Here is a 15238-nt window from a genome sequence, read left to right as displayed (position 1 = left end):
TTAGTGCTATTACTCTATTTGTGCAAGGTCATGCACGGCGTCCCTGGAGTCCACTGCATGAAATTGCACCGGCCAATTCCTCGAAACAGTGCCGATGGTGAACACCGTCGTTCGCTTCGAAAAAGTGCGTGGCGACGATGGAACCGAATGGTGGATCGCCGCCACCCACTGAGCGTCCGAAACCACGCTCCCGGTCATCATGAAAGTAGAAGCCCCGACAAACGCGCACATTGCCGTCAATCTCGCCCAGGCCGCATCGGCCGTCGCGGGCGTTGGCAGGCCTGTGGAATCGTCGCAGGCCGCCCAGTCCAGTTCGATGGAGGAGGTCGGCATGACCTTCAGCCATCACGTGGAACGCAACACCAAGGCGCTGAGCCAGCGCCGCATCCGCAACGCCCGCAGCGAGGTGGGCCAGGTGCGGGTCGAGACCCGTGAGCAGTTGGAAGAGTGGTACGACCAGCTCGGCCATCCCGGCAAGCAGAGCCTGGGCGCCATGGCGGCCCAGGCCGGCGTGTTGCTCAATGGCCAGCCGGTGCTTGAAGAATTGGTGCAGTCCACGGGCGGTGATCCGGCCCGTACCGACCTGATCCTCAAGCAGGCACTGCTCGATGCCGAGGCGCAGGGCCGTCTCGTCGAAGCCAAGCGTGCTCGTGACTATCTGCAACTCTTGCGCGAGCGATATGGGGCGCAGATCCAGGCGGGCATGAACATCGCCGAGGCCCTGCGCGCCTCCGGCGGCGATCCTGAATTGCGCCAGGCGGTACGGCGCCTTTATTACGACACCGTGGTGCTCAAGCAATCATTGCCCACCATGATGCAGGCACTGCTGGGCCTGTTTGGTGAAGCCTCGTTCGTGTCGGGGCTGGACATGATGCGCCGCGCATTGGCTGACGACATCGCTGCCCATGCGCCTTCGCGGCCTACGGCGTTGCTGCGCACGCTGCTGATCGGCCTGGCGGCGTCGACACAACTGAGCAGCGTGTTGCAAAGCTGCCGGCGACTGCTGGAGCAACTGGCCTACAGCTGCCCGGCGAGCCAGCTCACTGCTGTGTTACTGCTCCAGCGCATGCTGGGGTTTGTCAGCAGCGGCCTGTCTTCGGCAGAAGTGCGTCGCATCGGCCGTGAATTGGGCGGCGACCAGGAGCGCGATCAACTGGTCTCCCTGAACGGCTTGTACCCATTGCTCAAGCGGTTGCCGCTGGCGCTCTGGCGTGACGCGAAAAGCCGCCAGACCGCGCTGAAGAATCTGCTGGTGCTGCTCGATGAACGCTCCCGTGGCGAGACCCGCGGACAGACCGCCGAACCGGTTATTGGAGCGCAGTCATGATCGCCTTGTTGAACAAAGTCGCCAACGCGGCGGTGCGGCGTATCGAAGTGGCCGGGGCGTTTGTGGTACTCGGCATCGTGTTCATGTTGATCCTGCCGTTGCCGACGTCGGTGGTCGATGCGTTGATCGCTATCAACATCTGCATTTCCTGCCTGCTGATCGTGCTCTCGTTGTACCTGCCGCGACCGTTGGCGTTCTCGTCGTTTCCGGCGGTGCTGCTGTTGACGACGCTGTTCCGGTTGGCACTGTCGGTGGCGACCACGCGGCTGATCCTGCTCCAGGGTGACGCCGGCCACATCGTCCAGGCGTTCGGCAATTTTGTGGTCGGAGGCAATCTTGCGGTCGGGCTGGTCATCTTTCTCATCCTGACGGTGGTCAACTTCCTGGTGATCACCAAGGGCTCCGAGCGGGTCGCCGAAGTGGCGGCGCGGTTCACGCTGGACGCGTTGCCGGGCAAGCAGATGTCCATCGACAGCGACCTGCGCGCCAACCTGATCGACGTCAGCGAAGCGCGCCGCCGTCGTGAAGAATTGAACAAGGAAAGCCAACTGTTCGGCGCGATGGACGGCGCGATGAAGTTCGTCAAGGGCGACGCCATCGCCGGCCTGGTAATCGTGGTGATCAACCTCATCGGCGGCTTCTCGGTCGGCATGGTCCAGCACGATATGAGCGCGTCCGATTCGATGCATTTGTATGCCGTATTGACCATTGGTGACGGCCTCATCGCGCAGATTCCTGCACTGCTGATTTCCCTCACCGCCGGCATGATCATTACCCGCGTGTCGCCGGAAGGGCAGCCGGCGGGCAGCAGCGTCGGCAAGGAAATCGCGCAGCAATTGACCGCCGAACCCAAGGCTTGGGTGATCGCTTCGGTAGGCATGCTCGGCTTCGCCGCCTTGCCCGGCATGCCGACGCTGGTGTTCATCGTCATTGCCGTGATCACCGGCACGGCGGGCATCATCCAGCTGTATGGGCGCGCGCGAAAGGCTCGCGAAGGCGAACAACCTGAAGCGACCGTCACGCCGGAACACAATGGCGCCGAAGACCTGCGCAGCTTCGACCCGACCCGTGCCTATCTCTTGCAGTTTTCCAAGTCGATGCAAGGCAACCCGGCCGCCGAAGACGTCATCCAGGCGATCCGCAAGAAGCGCAACGCGCTGGTTGCCGGGTTTGGCCTGACCTTGCCGCCGTTCGAGATCGAGTACAGCGCGCTCCTGGAAGACGATGAGTTCCGCTTCTGCGTGCATGAGGTGCCGATGTTGCGGGCCACCTTCGGTGACCGCGTGGCCGTTGCGCGCGGGCCGCTGCCGTTCGAGCCGCAGGATGCCCAGGTCGGCAGCGAGGTGCGCGACGAGCATCAGTGGCTATGGCTGGCGCCCGGCGACCCGTTATTGGCGGACGAGCGAGTGGAAGCGGTGCCTGCGGGCGAGCTGCTGGTGGAACGCATGAGCCGCGCCATGTTTGCCACCGGCCCGCAGTTCCTCGGCTTGCAGGAGAGCAAGTCGATTCTCAGCTGGCTCGAAGCCGGGCAGCCAGAGCTGGTGCAGGAGTTGCAGAGGACCATGCCGCTGGCCCGTTTCGCCGCCGTGCTGCAGCGCCTGGCGGGCGAAGGCGTGCCGCTGCGGGCGGTGCGCCTGATCGCCGAGTCATTGATCGAGCATGGGCAGCACGAGCGCGACGTCGGTGCGCTGACCGACTACGCGCGCATCGCCCTCAAATCACAAATCTACCACCAGTACCGCGATGAAGACGGCCTGCACGTCTGGCTGTTGACGCCGGAGACCGAAGGCTTGCTGCGCGATGCGCTGCGCCAGACCCAGACGGAAACTTTCTTTGCCCTGGAAAGCGTGCACACCCGCGCCCTGGTCCTGCAACTGCGCGAAGGTTTCCCGCTGCGGGCCAAGCGCACGGCGGTGCTGTTGGTGGCGCAGGACTTGCGCGCACCGCTGCGTGACCTGCTGCGTGACGAGTTCAACCACGTGCCCGTGCTTGCCTTCAGCGAGTTGCACAGCAATGCCCAGGTCACCGTGTTGGGACGTTTTGATCTGGAGCAGGAAAAACTGCAAATCGAGGAGGCCGCATGACGGGTCTTTCCCCTTGGCACGCGAACAGCGCTGCCGCGCGTAACGATGTGATTCCAGGCGCGTTCACTGGCCTGGCTGTGACAGTGGACGAGGGCCACCCGTGCCCCGTCCTTCAAGCGGATTGCCGGCGCACATCTGTCGCGCCTTGAGGAGTTGGCCATGTTCGAGCTGCGTGTATTGAGTGGTCTGCACCGAGGTGCGGCGTTGCCGCTGGTAGGTGAGCAATGGGTGGTCGGGGCGGCGGAGGATGCCGACCTGGCGCTATACGACCCAGGTATCTGCGGCCGTCACGCGACTCTCAGGCAGGTCGAGGGCCAATGGCTGCTGGAATCGCTGGAGGGCGCAGTGTGTGACGGGCAAGGCCAACCTTGGGCATCGCCCGGGCCGTTGCCGGGCAATACGCCTTTTTCCATCGCCGGCATCTGGCTGTGCCTGGCTCCCGCCGATCAACCTTGGCCCGAAGACGCGGCCCTGGATGACGCTGCGCACCTGACAGTCGAGCGCGATGCCCATAAACCTGCAGCGCGGCCGTCATGGCCCAAGCGCGTGGGGATCGCGGTGGCGGTGATCACCGTTGCCTCCAGCGCCTGGGCCTTTACCAGCCAACCGGCACCGACGGTGGCGCCCAGTGCGGTGCAGCAGCACAAGCAGGCCAAGGCTGCTTTGGACACGGTGGAGGCGGTTCGCCTGGAGCTGGATCGCATGCTCCAGGAACGAGACCTGGATGCCAATGTGCGGACCGAGGTACAGGACGGTCGGCTGGCGCTGGTGGGCGAGCTGCCGCGTCAGCGCCTGGCGGTGGTCGAGCGGCTGATGGAGCGTTTCCATGCTCGCTACGATACGTCGGTCGAGATCACCGCCAACGTCAAGGAACGATTGACGCAATTACCGTTTCAGATCGCCCAGATTGTTGGCGGCAAGCGTGGTCACGTCGTCACCTCCGATGGGCGCCGGCTGTTCCTGGGGGATCAGATCGATGGCCTGCGGCTGACCGCCATCGACAGCGGCAAAGTGACGTTCGAAGGCGAGCAACGCTACGAGGTTACGTGGTGATGCAAGCCGCCATCGCCCGTTTGGAGAGCTGGGAGGCCGGGCAGCGGGCACGCCTGCGCCGATTCGCGCCGGTCATGGTGCGTGGACGGGTGCAGCGGGTCAGCGGGATCCTGTTGCAATGCCGGCTGCCAGGGGCGCAGATCGGTGACCTCTGCCAAGTCGAGCGTGATGCACGCGAGCCATTGCTGGCCGAGATCGTCGGCTTCGACCGTCACGACGCCTTGCTCAGCGCCCTCGGCGGCCTGGAGGGCGTTCGTGTCGGCGCGGCCGTGGAACCGTTGGGCATGCCGCATCGGGTGATCGTCGGGCCGCAATTGCTGGGCCAGGTGCTGGATGGCTTTGGTCGGCCTCTGCTGGAGGGCGGCGTTGGGGCGTTCGCCGGACCTCAAGTGCCATATGCCTCGCAAGTGATCGGCGAAGCCCCGCCGCCGACTGCACGGCCGCGCATCCAGCGGCCGCTGATGACAGGCGTGCGCGCCATCGACGCAGCGCTGACCCTCGGCGAAGGCCAACGTGTCGGATTGTTTGCCGGCGCCGGTTGCGGCAAGACGACGCTGTTGGCGGAGATCGCCCGCAACGTCGACTGCGACGTAATCGTTTTCGGCCTGATCGGTGAACGGGGGCGCGAGCTGCGCGAATTCCTCGACCATGAGCTGGATGATGAACTGCGGGCCCGTGCGGTCCTGGTGTGCGCGACGTCCGACCGTTCCAGCATGGAGCGCGCCCGCGCGGCATTCACCGCCACGGCGTTGGCCGAGGGTTTTCGTGCCGAGGGCCGACGCGTCCTGCTGCTCATCGATTCGCTGACCCGGTTCGCCCGTGCGCAACGGGAAATCGGCCTGGCCGCCGGCGAGCCGTTGGGACGCGGCGGCCTGCCTCCTTCGGTGTACAGCCTGTTGCCGCGCCTGGTTGAGCGGGCCGGGCTGAGCAATGACGGCGCGATCACCGCGTTGTACACGGTGCTGATCGAACAGGATTCCATGAACGACCCGGTGGCGGACGAAGTGCGTTCGCTGCTCGACGGTCACATCGTCCTGTCGCGCAAACTCGCCGAACGCGGTCACTACCCGGCCATCGATGTGCTTGCCAGCCTGTCGCGGACCTTGGCCAATGTGGCCGAGGCCGAGCACCTGCGCGCGGGCATCAATCTGCGCCGCTTGCTCTCGGCCTACGATCAAATCGAATTGATGCTGCGCCTGGGCGAATACCAGGCCGGCGCCGATCCCTTGACCGACCTGGCGGTGGAATCGCGCAGCGCCTTGGACGCATTCCTGCGCCAGGACCTGCGCGAGCCGGAGCCGTTTGCGGCGACGTTCGCCCATCTCCAGCAGTTGACCGCTTATGTCCCGGGCTGATCTGGACGCCCTGGCGCCGGTGCGTCGGCACCGCGAAGCGCAAGCCGAACGGGCCTGGCGGCAACAGCGCGACCTGTTGCGCGAGCGTGAAGCAGCGGTCGCCGCCGCGCAGGTGCGCTGGCAGGCCGCGAGCGAACAGCAGGTGACGCAGCGCGAGGCGTTGTACGGCGAGCACCGCGGCCGTGCGCTGAGTGTGTGTGAGCTCAATGCCTGGAGCACCGAGGAACGGCGCCTGATCGGCGAACTGGCCGAGCAAGCGCAGGCCTTGCAGGCGCTCGACGAGGAACAGGCGCAACAGGCGCGCAGCACCGAAGCCGCCCGGCAGCGGTTGCAAAGGCGTAGGCGCGACCTGGAAAAGCTCAGCGCCATGATGGATTACCTGGTGGAGGATCCCAGTGATGAATGAACGCACCCTGCGCGGTGAATCGACATCCTCTCTCGCGCCACCCGTTCGTCACGCCCCTCGAGCGTATGAACAATTGCCGGCCCATGTGAGCCAGGCCAGTCGTCCGGCGGTGCGCGAGCCTGCGCCTGCAACCGGGCGCGACCCGGAACCCGTGGCGGAGCGCAGCGATGGCTACTGGTTCCGCCAGTGGGTCGATGCGCCACAAGGCGGCTGTGAGGACGACACCGCCGGCACCGGTTCCCTGTCGGGGCTGGTGGGCCAGGACAGCGGCGAAGTGGAAGCCTTTGTCGACCAACTGTCGCCACGGCTGCGAGCGACGGTCGACCAGCAACTGGACCTGCTGCTGCACCTTCCCCATCTGGGGCGCATCAGGGTCTCTGCGCAGCGGTTGGGCGGGGCGTCCGGCTGGGACATCGGCCTGAGCGGCGAAACCGAAGGCGCGCATGCGCGGCTGTCGAGTCGATCCGGACGCCTTGAAGAAGCTTTGGCCCAGAGCCTGGGCCAACCGGTGACGGTACGTGTTACCGACGAAGACGAGGCGAGCGTGACATGAGCGTACAGGCATTGGCGTTGCCAACGATGAGCGGCGACGACGCCGTCGCCCGGCAGCTATTGGGAACTGGCGTCAGTTTGCCCTTTCAGGTGGCCGGTGAAGCAGGTCTTGTGCAACTGACCCTGGGCAGCGGCGTCGGGGGAAGTGCGCCGTATGGGCTGGCGTGCGCCCATGGTGTCCTGGCCCTCGACGAGCCCGGCCCGCTACTCAGCTTGTTCGGAGAATGCCCGGTGGTCATGCCTGCCGAGCCGGGTTCGGATGACGCCTGGTTCTGGGCGCTGTTCCAGCAAACCCTGAGCGAGCCCTTGCGCCAGGCATTCGGTTTTCTCCGGCCGCTCGCCGCACCGGTGGCCGAGGGCATTGCCTGCAGGATCGACGTTCAGCTGGGCGCGGCGCATGTCACGAACCAGCTGCACATCGGCGGGGCAACCCTGCTGGGGTTGCTCCGCGCCGCGCCCTGGCAGCGGCGGCTGGCGCCCTGGCGCGAGGATGTTCTGCTGGATGTCCCGCTGCCGCTCGGACACCTGGTGTTGGCTGCCGGGCACTTGGCTGCGCTGCGCCCCGGTGACGTGCTGGTGCCGGAATCCGCGCTGTTCGATTCATCCGGTCAGGGGCTGATTCGCCTGGGCCGGCATTGTTTGCAGGTGCGGGTCGATGATCGTGCCGCACCGTTGCGCCTGACCTTGCTCGCCTTGGAGGAAACCGATATGAGCACCACCGCCGACACCGACATCCTGACGCCCGAGTGGGACGACACCACCGGCTACGAACCCGACGCCGAAGCGCCCATGGCGGCTGATTACCCATTGCCTGGCGATGCGCACGCGCAAGACGCCGATACGCCGGGCTACCAGCCGGCCGCCGTCGGCGAGCGCTTCGATGACCTGCCCGTGGCACTGACGATACGTTGTGGCCGCTTGAGCCTGGCCCTGGGCGAGCTGCGCAACCTGGCCCCCGGTTCGGTGCTTCAGGTCCAAGGCGTGGCGCCGGGCACGGCGGCGTTGTTCCATGGCGAACGTGCCCTGGCCCATGGCGAATTGGTGGACGTGGATGGCCGGCTCGGCCTGCAAATCACCCGCGTGGATGTGGCTGGATGAGCTTCCAGGGGGTCGACCCCTTTCTGCTGGCGCTGTTCATCGGCGGGATTTCGTTGGTTCCCCTGCTGCTGATCATTTGCAGCGCCTTCCTCAAGATCGCCATCGTGCTGACCATCACCCGCAACGCCATCGGTGTGCAGCAGGTGCCGCCGAACATGGCGCTGTATGCCATTGCGTTGGCCGCGACACTGTTCATCATGGCGCCGGTCGGCCATGACATCGCCGAAGAGCTGAAGGAGCGACCCCTGGATTTCAGCAACACCGAGGCACTGCAAGGTTCTGCCTTGAACGCGGTAAAGCCGTTGCAGGCCTTCATGTCGCGCAACACCAACCCGGACATCCTCGCCCACCTGCTGGAAAACACCCAGCGCATGTGGCCCAAGGAGCGTGCCGAGCAAGCCAGTCGCGACGACCTGATGCTGCTGATCCCGGCCTTCATGTTGTCGGAGCTCGAAGCAGGCTTCCAGATGGGATTCCTGATCTATATCCCCTTCATCGTCATCGACCTCATCGTGTCCAACCTGCTGCTCGCGCTGGGCATGCAGATGGTCGCGCCGATGACCATCTCGCTGCCGCTCAAGCTGTTGGTGTTCGTCCTCGTGCAGGGTTGGACGCAACTGCTCGACAGTCTTTTCTACTCCTATCTCTGAGGGCCCGCGATGGACGCGCTGACGTTGTTCAAGGAGGGCATGTTGCTGGTGGTCCTGCTTTCCGCACCGCCCTTGATCGTGGCGGTGATCGTCGGCGTGCTGACTTCCCTGGTGCAGGCCTTGATGCAGATCCAGGACCAGACCTTGCCCTTCGGTATCAAGCTGGTGGCAGTGGGGTTGACCTTGCTGTTTACCGGTCGCTGGATCGGCGGCGAGTTGCTGGGGCTGCTACGCCGGGCATTTGAACTGATGGCCAGCACCTGATGACGGCCCAGGCGTTCGTTCCCTATTTCGACTTGCTGCTGTCGATCGCCCTCGGCATGGCGCGCATTTATCCGGTGGCGTACCTGGTCCCGGTGTTCTGCTTCCAGCACCTGCGAGGCTTGCCACGCCACGCCGTGGTGTTTGCCCTGGGCATGCTGCCCGCACCGGGTATTCGCCAGGCGTTGATGGATGCCCAGGCCAACTGGCTGACCCTGGGCGGGCTGATGTTCAAGGAGGTCTTGCTGGGCCTGCTGCTGGGCGTGCTGCTGGCGATGCCGTTCTGGCTCTACGAATCGGTGGGGGCCTTGCTCGACAACCAGCGTGGCGCGCTCATCGGCGGGCAATTGAACCCTGCACTTGGCACCGACACGACGCCCTTGGGCCATCTGTTCAAGGAAATGACCATCCTGTTGCTGGTCGCCACTCTCGGCATCGGCACGCTGACCCAGGTGATCTGGGACAGCTACCTGGTGTGGTCGCCCACGGTCTGGTTTCCGTTGCCCGGCGCGGATGGCTTCGGCGTGTTTCTCGGGCTGCTTGGCGAGATGTTCATGCACATGATGCTCTACGCAGCGCCCTTCATCGGCTTGCTGTTGCTGGTGGAATTCGCCCTGGCCCTGCTGAGCCTGTACAGCCCGCAATTGCAGGTGTTCGTCCTCGCCATGCCGGCCAAGAGCCTGGTCGGCCTGGGCTTCCTGCTGTTCTACCTGCCCACGCTGTGGGACGCGATGACCGGCCGTCTCAGCCGATATGCAGAGATCCGTCATCTGCTGCATCTGTTAGTGCCGGCGCCCTGAAGGAGGGGCTCGTACATGAGCGAAGACAGCGGCGAAAAGACCAAGCAGGCGACGCCGAAAAAAATCCGCGACGCACGCAAGAAAGGCCAGGTCGGCCAGAGCCAGGACCTGAGCAGCCTGCTTGTGCTCACGGCTGTCACCGAAGTGGCATTGACCCAGGCCGATAACAGCATGCAGGCGCTGGGCGACATGGTCGCGTTCCCGCTGCACCGGCTCGATGGCGACTTTGTCCGCGCCTTCGAGGAAACCCTGGCCCATGCCGGCGGCGTGCTACTGAGTTTTACCTTGATGACCGTGGGGCTGGCCATTGCCACGCGCCTGATCGCCGGTTGGGTGCAGTTCGGCTTCCTGTTCGCACCCGAGGCCCTCCAGCCCGATCCGAATCGCTTGAATCCGTTGAACCAGGCCCAGCAGATGTTTTCCGCCCAGGCGCTGATCCAGCTGTTCATGGGGCTGGTCAAGGCGGTGTTCATTGCCAGTGTGTTGTACCTGGTGACGATGCCTGCCCTCGGGTCGTTGATCAGTCTGGTCAATGGAGACCTCGACAGCTATTGGCGCGGGCTTGCCGGCTTGTTCCGGCACATCATGCACATCTGCCTGGGCGTGTTGCTGGTGTTGGCGATTCTCGATTTCGGCTTGCAGAAGTATTTCTTCGCCAAGCGCTTGCGCATGAGCGAGGAAGAGGTGCGCAAGGAGTTCAAGGAAATGGAGGGCGACCCCCACGTCAAGATGCACCGCCGCAGCCTGGCCCGGCAATTGATCGACCAACCCGCCGGCAAGGAAACCAAGCCGGTGGAGGAGGCCGACGTGGTGGTGGTCAACCCCACTCACTTCGCCGTCGCACTGCTCTACCGACCGGAAGAAACACCGTTGCCGCAGTTGATCACCAAAGGGGTCGACGCCGATGCCCGCGCGCTGATCGAGCGGGCGAAGGCGGCGCGGATCCCGGTCATCCAATGTATCTGGCTGGCGCGGACGATTTACCGCGAAGACGTTGGTGGTTACATCCCGAGGGAGACGCTCCAGGCCGTTGCGCACATCTATCGGGTGCTGCGCGAGCTGGATGACGAAGCCAAGGGCGACGTGATCGAAATCCCCGAACTGAACCTGCGCTGAGAACGATGGAACCGCCGCACCGGGAGATACCACTCAGCTAGGGAGCGAGGCTCGCCCGAGCGATGCCTGCTTGCCGACAGTGCACCTTGCACGCCCATCGACTCGTGGAGATTTCCCATGCCTGAACCCAATCCGCTATCCATAAGGAGCACCGGTGCCCTGCATGGCACCGAAGGCTTGCACTCATCGCGCTCACCCTCGCTGAGCCAGCAGCCTCGCGAGGCCCAGCAGCGCACCGGCACCCAAAGCCTGCACGAGCGAGGGCGTTCGTCGTCGATGCCCCCTGCGGTGCATCAACGTGGCCGGCCCCGCACCCGGGGCGCGAACCGCACGGCAAGGGCCGAGGATCGGCCGCTGGATGACACGCAAGGGTCCAGCTCAACGCCGGCACCTCGCACGCCCGACTCGTTCATGAATGAAATGGAGACCCGTCAAAGGCAATTGATGGAAAGGCAGTTCGACATGCAAATGCAAATGGAGGAGCGCCAGAGCGCCATGGTGCTGGTCAAAAGCTCCGCCGACATGGCCAAGCTGATGAGCGATACGGTGACGGAGGTCACCAAGGGCTTCATGGACACCGCACGTAAAGTCATGCAGGAGGGTGGCGAGGCGATGAAGCTTCGGTAGGATTCGTGATCACTTTGCAGGAACAACCCGTGGCGAGGGATAAATCCCTCGCCACGTTCTGTCTAGACCAGTCGCGGGCGGCTCGCATTGAGCGAGGCTGGACGTGAAGCCGTTGGCGTTGCGGACGCTACCAAGCGTGTACGCACCTCGCCGACCTGCGCGATGAAGCCCACGATCCAATGGCAGAACTGCGCTTCATCCAGCATCGACAACGGGCAGTGGGCACACAAGCGAACGCTGCCCTGGTCGTCCAGGGCCAGCCAACTGCCGGCGAGCAAGTCCAGGCGAAAGTTGAGTTCCAGCAAGCGCTTGTGCAGGCCGGGCATGTGCAGGGGCACCTCGATCGAACAATGCAGGATGGCGACGTCGCCGTGATCAGGCAGCTCGATGATCACGGCCTCGCGATTGTTCGTGTCGTACAGTGCGCACACGCCGCCCTCCAGCTGAAGATCGGTATGCAGATGTTCCGCCAGCGCCGCGATCAGGCGTTGGGCGAGCGGTGTGGCCATTATGAAGCCTCCCTTAATAAGTGACGCAATAGTCGTCAAGGTCCTCCAGGCCCAGCAGCGATAACTGCCTGGACTGGATCTCATCGAGCAGTTCCGAGGATATCGGCGCCTCGGGCAGCGCTTGCCAGACCACCAATGCCCGCTGCGGATCGAGAAACAGGAACAGCTGCGCATAGTCACTCGGCTGGGCGAAGCGGCGTTCGAGCGCGCGCTGGAGTTGATTGACGCCCAGTGCCTGGCTTTGTACCTGCAAGGCGAGCCCCACGCTGTGGGGCTCGCGTCGCAAGCAAAACTCGATGCCCGGGGCTATTTCCCAATACGTCGCGATGCCGGCGATGATGTTTTTCTGAAAAGCCTGGCGCGTGCTTACGCTGTGTACCGAAAAAGACATACCGTTTCAGTTCTCCAGTGGAACGACCGTGTGGTCGAGCGGGTGTTCGGGGGAGCCCAGGCCACCGCGCATGCCCGGCGACCACCAGATCACCAGGCGGCCGGTATCGGGTTCGGCGCGGTCACAGGCATCGCCCTCGCAGCCCCAGCGGTTTGCACAGCCGGCGAATACCGGCAGGCTCAGCAACAAGACAAGCAGCTTCAGCGTGCGACTCATGGCGCGGTCCTCGCACTGGTTTGCAAGAGGGAAGCGCGTCCGCCGCCTGGCGTGCGCTTGGGTTGTTTCATGACGACGAACACTTCCGTTTCTTCACCGGGCTCGAGCCACACCTTCGGCCAGGCGGAACTCGCCAGGGTCCAGCGGGTGCTGCAGCTCGCTTCGTCGAAGCGCAACCGCCGGTCGCCGTCATTGCGTACCACGCCCACGGCGATGCCGTAGTCCGGGCCGGCGAACCATTGGGCGCGGCCGGCATCCAGGGACAAGCCCGGTTGCAACGCGCACAGGGTGTCGGGTGAGTAAGGAATCGAGGTGGCCTGCTTGAACGTCGCCGGAATGTTGCCATCGGCCAGTTGCGCCAAGACATCGCTGACCTCGACGCGACCGATGGGGCGGGTGCCGTTGCGCCGTTCTTCCAGGCGCGCCATGGCGCTGTCCACCTGTTCGCGGTCGAGCGCGGAGATGTAGCGCGCCGGGTCGACCTGGTCGCCGATCAGGCGGGGCGTCAGGATGAATACCCGTTCGCGGCGGCTGGTCTCGCGCGTGGTTGACGAGAACAGCAGCGGCCCGATCAGCGGGATGCGCCCCAGCCACGGCACTCGCTCAAGGTTGTCGCCGGTTTCCTCGGTATGAAAACCGCCCACCACCAACGAGCGGCTTTCACCCATCACCGCTTGGGTGCTGACCACGCCGCGGCGTACGCTGGGGGTCTGCTGGCCGACCTCCGAGGGTTCGATGCGGCCGTCTTCGATGTCCAGGAACATCTGGATCTGATTGCGACCGCCAGTCTCGATGGTGTGGGGCACGACCTGCAGGCTGGTGCCCGCCGTGATGGGCTCGACGGTGGCCACGCGTTCGCCGATGGCGGAGATGTATTCGGTCCGGCTGAAGTCGATGACCGCCGGTTGGTTTTCCAGGGTCAGCACCGATGGGTTCGCCACCACCGAGGCCAGGCCACGACCTTCCAGGGCTCGCAATTGTGCGGAGAAGTCGCCGTAGTCCTGGATGAACACCGTCGAGCTGGCGCCAGGACGAATCATCGAGGCGCCGCCGATCAGGTCGCCGCTCTCGACGTTCCAGTTGGAGGCGAGCTCGGCCAGTTGGGTGCGGTCGATGTCGAGGATGATTGCATCGATCTCGACGAGTTTGCGTGGGACGTCGACATCACGAATCAGCGGTGTGTAGATCTCCCGCCGTTTGGGTGAGTCGTAGATGAGCACCGCATTGTTGCGCACATCGGCTTCGACGCGGATCCGCCCCCGGCCGCCGGAACTCGTGTTCCCTCCCGGTTGTACGCGATTGGTGTTCGGCCGTCCCATGCCGTTCAACGCCAACTGCTCGATGTTGCCCATGCTCATGGACTGCTGGGCCTGCATGTTCTGGAACGCGCCTTGCGGCGAAGTGGCCTGCATTCCCCCCGAAACCGCGCTGCGGCTTTCCAGCAGGCCTTTGAGGATAGTCGCGACCCCGGGGATCACCAGCGTATCGCCGCGGTAATTGACGCTGCGGTCGGCGGCAGTGGCATAACGCAGCGGGAAGCTGATCACTTCCTGCTTTTCTTCAGGCGTCTTGCGCGCTTCGGCAAATCGCGCCACCAGGCGTACGTAGCGTTCCGGGCCGGAGACCAGCACCACACCTTCGTCGGGCAACTCGCCCCAACCGAAACGTGAGTCGAGCAGACCGATGTCGGTCAGGGCTTGTTTCATGTCCGGTGCCGCGTCGGCGGACACTTCCAGGCGCTTTGAGGTCTGGTTTTGCAGTGGGCTGACGTACATGGTGTTGCCGTATATGAACCATTGGAAACGGTTTTCCAGGCCGAGCCGATCGAGGAACGCCTGGGGGCTGTCGGCGCGCATCCGGCCATCGACAGTGCCCTTCACCGTACCGTCGAGCACCAGTTGCACGCCGAAGGTATTGGCAAAGTCGCCGAGGACCTTGGGCAACGGCGTGTTCTGCGCGTCGTAGGCGTATGGCGTGTTCTTCCAGTCGGTCGGGACCGCCGCCTCGACCGGCATGCCTGCGCCTAGGGCAGCAGCCAGCGCCAGCGCGAGCAGCGAGGTTTTGGTCCAGCGATGCGCGATCGACCGGCCAAGGCTCACCTTGCCTGAGGCCATCGAGCAGTACGGTGCAAGCCACCTGTTAGGCATGGCGGATTCCTGTTCCGAGCAAGTGAAAGTGCGAGGGGCGTCGCGCCACGGCACGTTGTTCTTTATGGAGAATCGATTGCCAGGTATCCCGCTGGTTGAGCAGGGCTTCGAGCACTTCGACCAGGTCGTCGACGTGGGCGTCCGGCGGCAGGTGCGCCAGTAGCCATAACCGCTCGTCCTGGGGCGAGCGGGCCAGCGCTCCGGGAAATCGCGAGAGGCTTGGTTGCGCCAGTCGCAAAATGTCCTCCAGGGAGGCTTCGTTGCTTTGCGGGGCGTTCAACTCGACCGATACCAGCAGGCCGTCCTCAAGCTTGTCGAAAGCTGCTTCGCCATCGTCGACGACGACGGCGAAATGCTCCGGGCCATCGACGCTGGCGCTCCAGCGGGCGAGCTGTGAGCGCAGCTCATGGCATTGCATCGATGATCGCCTTGGCGAGATTGTGGTGGGCGGCGGTTTGTTGAGTCGCCGCGTTCACCGCCACCGACATGCCGTTCATGCTGGTCACGAACGAATGCATATCGTCGAGTGATTGGCTCTGCGCGGCGTTGATTGCCGCGTTGTTGACGTTATCGGTCGCGCGCTGGAAATAGGTGTCGAGGCGGCGCTGGATGGCATCGATAGAAGACATGGACGGTTCCTCCGAGG

At 64.4% G+C, this 15238-nt stretch carries 19 protein-coding genes; 12 read left to right on the top strand and 7 right to left on the bottom strand.

Translation table 11 applies throughout. From position 1 onward, the window contains the following. Window positions 1-9: 9 nt before the first annotated feature. The gene (locus VQ575_RS25540; protein ID WP_196304811.1) at window positions 10-333 is read right to left on the bottom strand and encodes a hypothetical protein; all 324 of its coding nucleotides are present in this window, start codon (window positions 331-333) and stop codon (window positions 10-12) included. Here VQ575_RS25540 and VQ575_RS25535 point away from each other — a divergent pair. From VQ575_RS25535 to VQ575_RS25480, 12 genes are all read left to right on the top strand, one after another. Beyond that, a complete protein-coding gene (locus VQ575_RS25535) occupies window positions 332-1327 on the top strand; it encodes a TyeA family type III secretion system gatekeeper subunit (protein WP_196304810.1) in 996 nt (331 codons plus the stop codon). The genes VQ575_RS25540 and VQ575_RS25535 overlap by 2 nt on opposite strands. Then, window positions 1324-3411: a type III secretion system export apparatus subunit SctV gene (sctV, locus tag VQ575_RS25530; RefSeq protein ID WP_039590366.1), complete on the top strand. Its 2088-nt coding sequence runs from the start codon at window positions 1324-1326 to the stop codon at window positions 3409-3411. Before VQ575_RS25535 ends, sctV begins: the two co-directional genes overlap by 4 nt. Before the next feature lie 159 nt (window positions 3412-3570). Beyond that, window positions 3571-4464, top strand: coding sequence for an FHA domain-containing protein (locus tag VQ575_RS25525; protein WP_045157238.1), 894 nt, complete (start codon window positions 3571-3573; stop codon window positions 4462-4464). After that, window positions 4464-5819, top strand: coding sequence for a FliI/YscN family ATPase (locus tag VQ575_RS25520; protein ID WP_039590371.1), 1356 nt, complete (start codon window positions 4464-4466; stop codon window positions 5817-5819). Before VQ575_RS25525 ends, VQ575_RS25520 begins: the two co-directional genes overlap by 1 nt. Then, window positions 5806-6225 (top strand): hypothetical protein, encoded by a 420-nt coding sequence (locus VQ575_RS25515; protein ID WP_198723894.1) that lies wholly within the window; start codon window positions 5806-5808, stop codon window positions 6223-6225. Before VQ575_RS25520 ends, VQ575_RS25515 begins: the two co-directional genes overlap by 14 nt. Beyond that, window positions 6218-6778 (top strand): type III secretion system HrpP C-terminal domain-containing protein, encoded by a 561-nt coding sequence (locus VQ575_RS25510; protein WP_325918677.1) that lies wholly within the window; start codon window positions 6218-6220, stop codon window positions 6776-6778. Before VQ575_RS25515 ends, VQ575_RS25510 begins: the two co-directional genes overlap by 8 nt. Continuing rightward, the gene (sctQ, locus tag VQ575_RS25505) at window positions 6775-7875 is read left to right on the top strand and encodes a type III secretion system cytoplasmic ring protein SctQ (protein ID WP_325918676.1); all 1101 of its coding nucleotides are present in this window, start codon (window positions 6775-6777) and stop codon (window positions 7873-7875) included. The genes VQ575_RS25510 and sctQ overlap by 4 nt, the downstream gene beginning before the upstream one ends. Next, window positions 7872-8525: a type III secretion system export apparatus subunit SctR gene (gene sctR, locus VQ575_RS25500; RefSeq protein ID WP_039590376.1), complete on the top strand. Its 654-nt coding sequence runs from the start codon at window positions 7872-7874 to the stop codon at window positions 8523-8525. The genes sctQ and sctR overlap by 4 nt, the downstream gene beginning before the upstream one ends. Before the next feature lie 9 nt (window positions 8526-8534). Then, the gene (sctS, locus tag VQ575_RS25495; RefSeq protein WP_039590378.1) at window positions 8535-8789 is read left to right on the top strand and encodes a type III secretion system export apparatus subunit SctS; all 255 of its coding nucleotides are present in this window, start codon (window positions 8535-8537) and stop codon (window positions 8787-8789) included. After that, the gene (gene sctT, locus VQ575_RS25490; RefSeq protein WP_325918675.1) at window positions 8789-9586 is read left to right on the top strand and encodes a type III secretion system export apparatus subunit SctT; all 798 of its coding nucleotides are present in this window, start codon (window positions 8789-8791) and stop codon (window positions 9584-9586) included. Before sctS ends, sctT begins: the two co-directional genes overlap by 1 nt. A 15-nt stretch (window positions 9587-9601) precedes the next feature. Then, window positions 9602-10702, top strand: coding sequence for a type III secretion system export apparatus subunit SctU (gene sctU, locus VQ575_RS25485; protein WP_039590383.1), 1101 nt, complete (start codon window positions 9602-9604; stop codon window positions 10700-10702). Window positions 10703-10819: 117 nt separating this feature from the next. After that, the gene (locus VQ575_RS25480; protein ID WP_196304809.1) at window positions 10820-11329 is read left to right on the top strand and encodes a type III effector; all 510 of its coding nucleotides are present in this window, start codon (window positions 10820-10822) and stop codon (window positions 11327-11329) included. Between the two features lie 62 nt (window positions 11330-11391). Here VQ575_RS25480 and VQ575_RS25475 read toward each other — a convergent pair whose 3' ends face one another. The 6 genes from VQ575_RS25475 to VQ575_RS25450 are packed head-to-tail and all read right to left on the bottom strand — an operon-like array spanning window position 11392 to window position 15221. Continuing rightward, window positions 11392-11838: a type III secretion system chaperone gene (locus VQ575_RS25475; protein ID WP_325918674.1), complete on the bottom strand. Its 447-nt coding sequence runs from the start codon at window positions 11836-11838 to the stop codon at window positions 11392-11394. A 13-nt stretch (window positions 11839-11851) separates the two neighbouring features. Then, window positions 11852-12229, bottom strand: coding sequence for a hypothetical protein (locus VQ575_RS25470; RefSeq protein ID WP_039590385.1), 378 nt, complete (start codon window positions 12227-12229; stop codon window positions 11852-11854). Window positions 12230-12235: 6 nt separating this feature from the next. Further along, complete coding sequence (gene hrpT, locus VQ575_RS25465; RefSeq protein ID WP_039590386.1) at window positions 12236-12445, bottom strand: HrpT family type III secretion system protein; 210 nt, start codon at window positions 12443-12445, stop codon at window positions 12236-12238. Then, complete coding sequence (gene sctC / locus VQ575_RS25460) at window positions 12442-14592, bottom strand: type III secretion system outer membrane ring subunit SctC (protein WP_039590387.1); 2151 nt, start codon at window positions 14590-14592, stop codon at window positions 12442-12444. The genes hrpT and sctC overlap by 4 nt, the downstream gene beginning before the upstream one ends. Continuing rightward, a complete protein-coding gene (locus tag VQ575_RS25455) occupies window positions 14585-15010 on the bottom strand; it encodes a type III secretion system chaperone (RefSeq protein ID WP_039590388.1) in 426 nt (141 codons plus the stop codon). Before VQ575_RS25455 ends, sctC begins: the two co-directional genes overlap by 8 nt. Continuing rightward, on the bottom strand, window positions 14997-15221 hold the full coding sequence (locus VQ575_RS25450) for a type III secretion protein (RefSeq protein WP_039590389.1): 225 nt from the start codon (window positions 15219-15221) through the stop codon (window positions 14997-14999). The genes VQ575_RS25455 and VQ575_RS25450 overlap by 14 nt, the downstream gene beginning before the upstream one ends. Between the last annotated feature and the right edge of the window lie 17 nt (window positions 15222-15238).

The sequence above is a fragment of the Pseudomonas frederiksbergensis genome, from assembly GCF_035751725.1.
Lineage (GTDB): Bacteria > Pseudomonadota > Gammaproteobacteria > Pseudomonadales > Pseudomonadaceae > Aquipseudomonas > Aquipseudomonas frederiksbergensis_A.
Note: the sequence above shows the minus strand (reverse complement) of the source record. Positions and strands in the feature narration are given on the sequence as shown.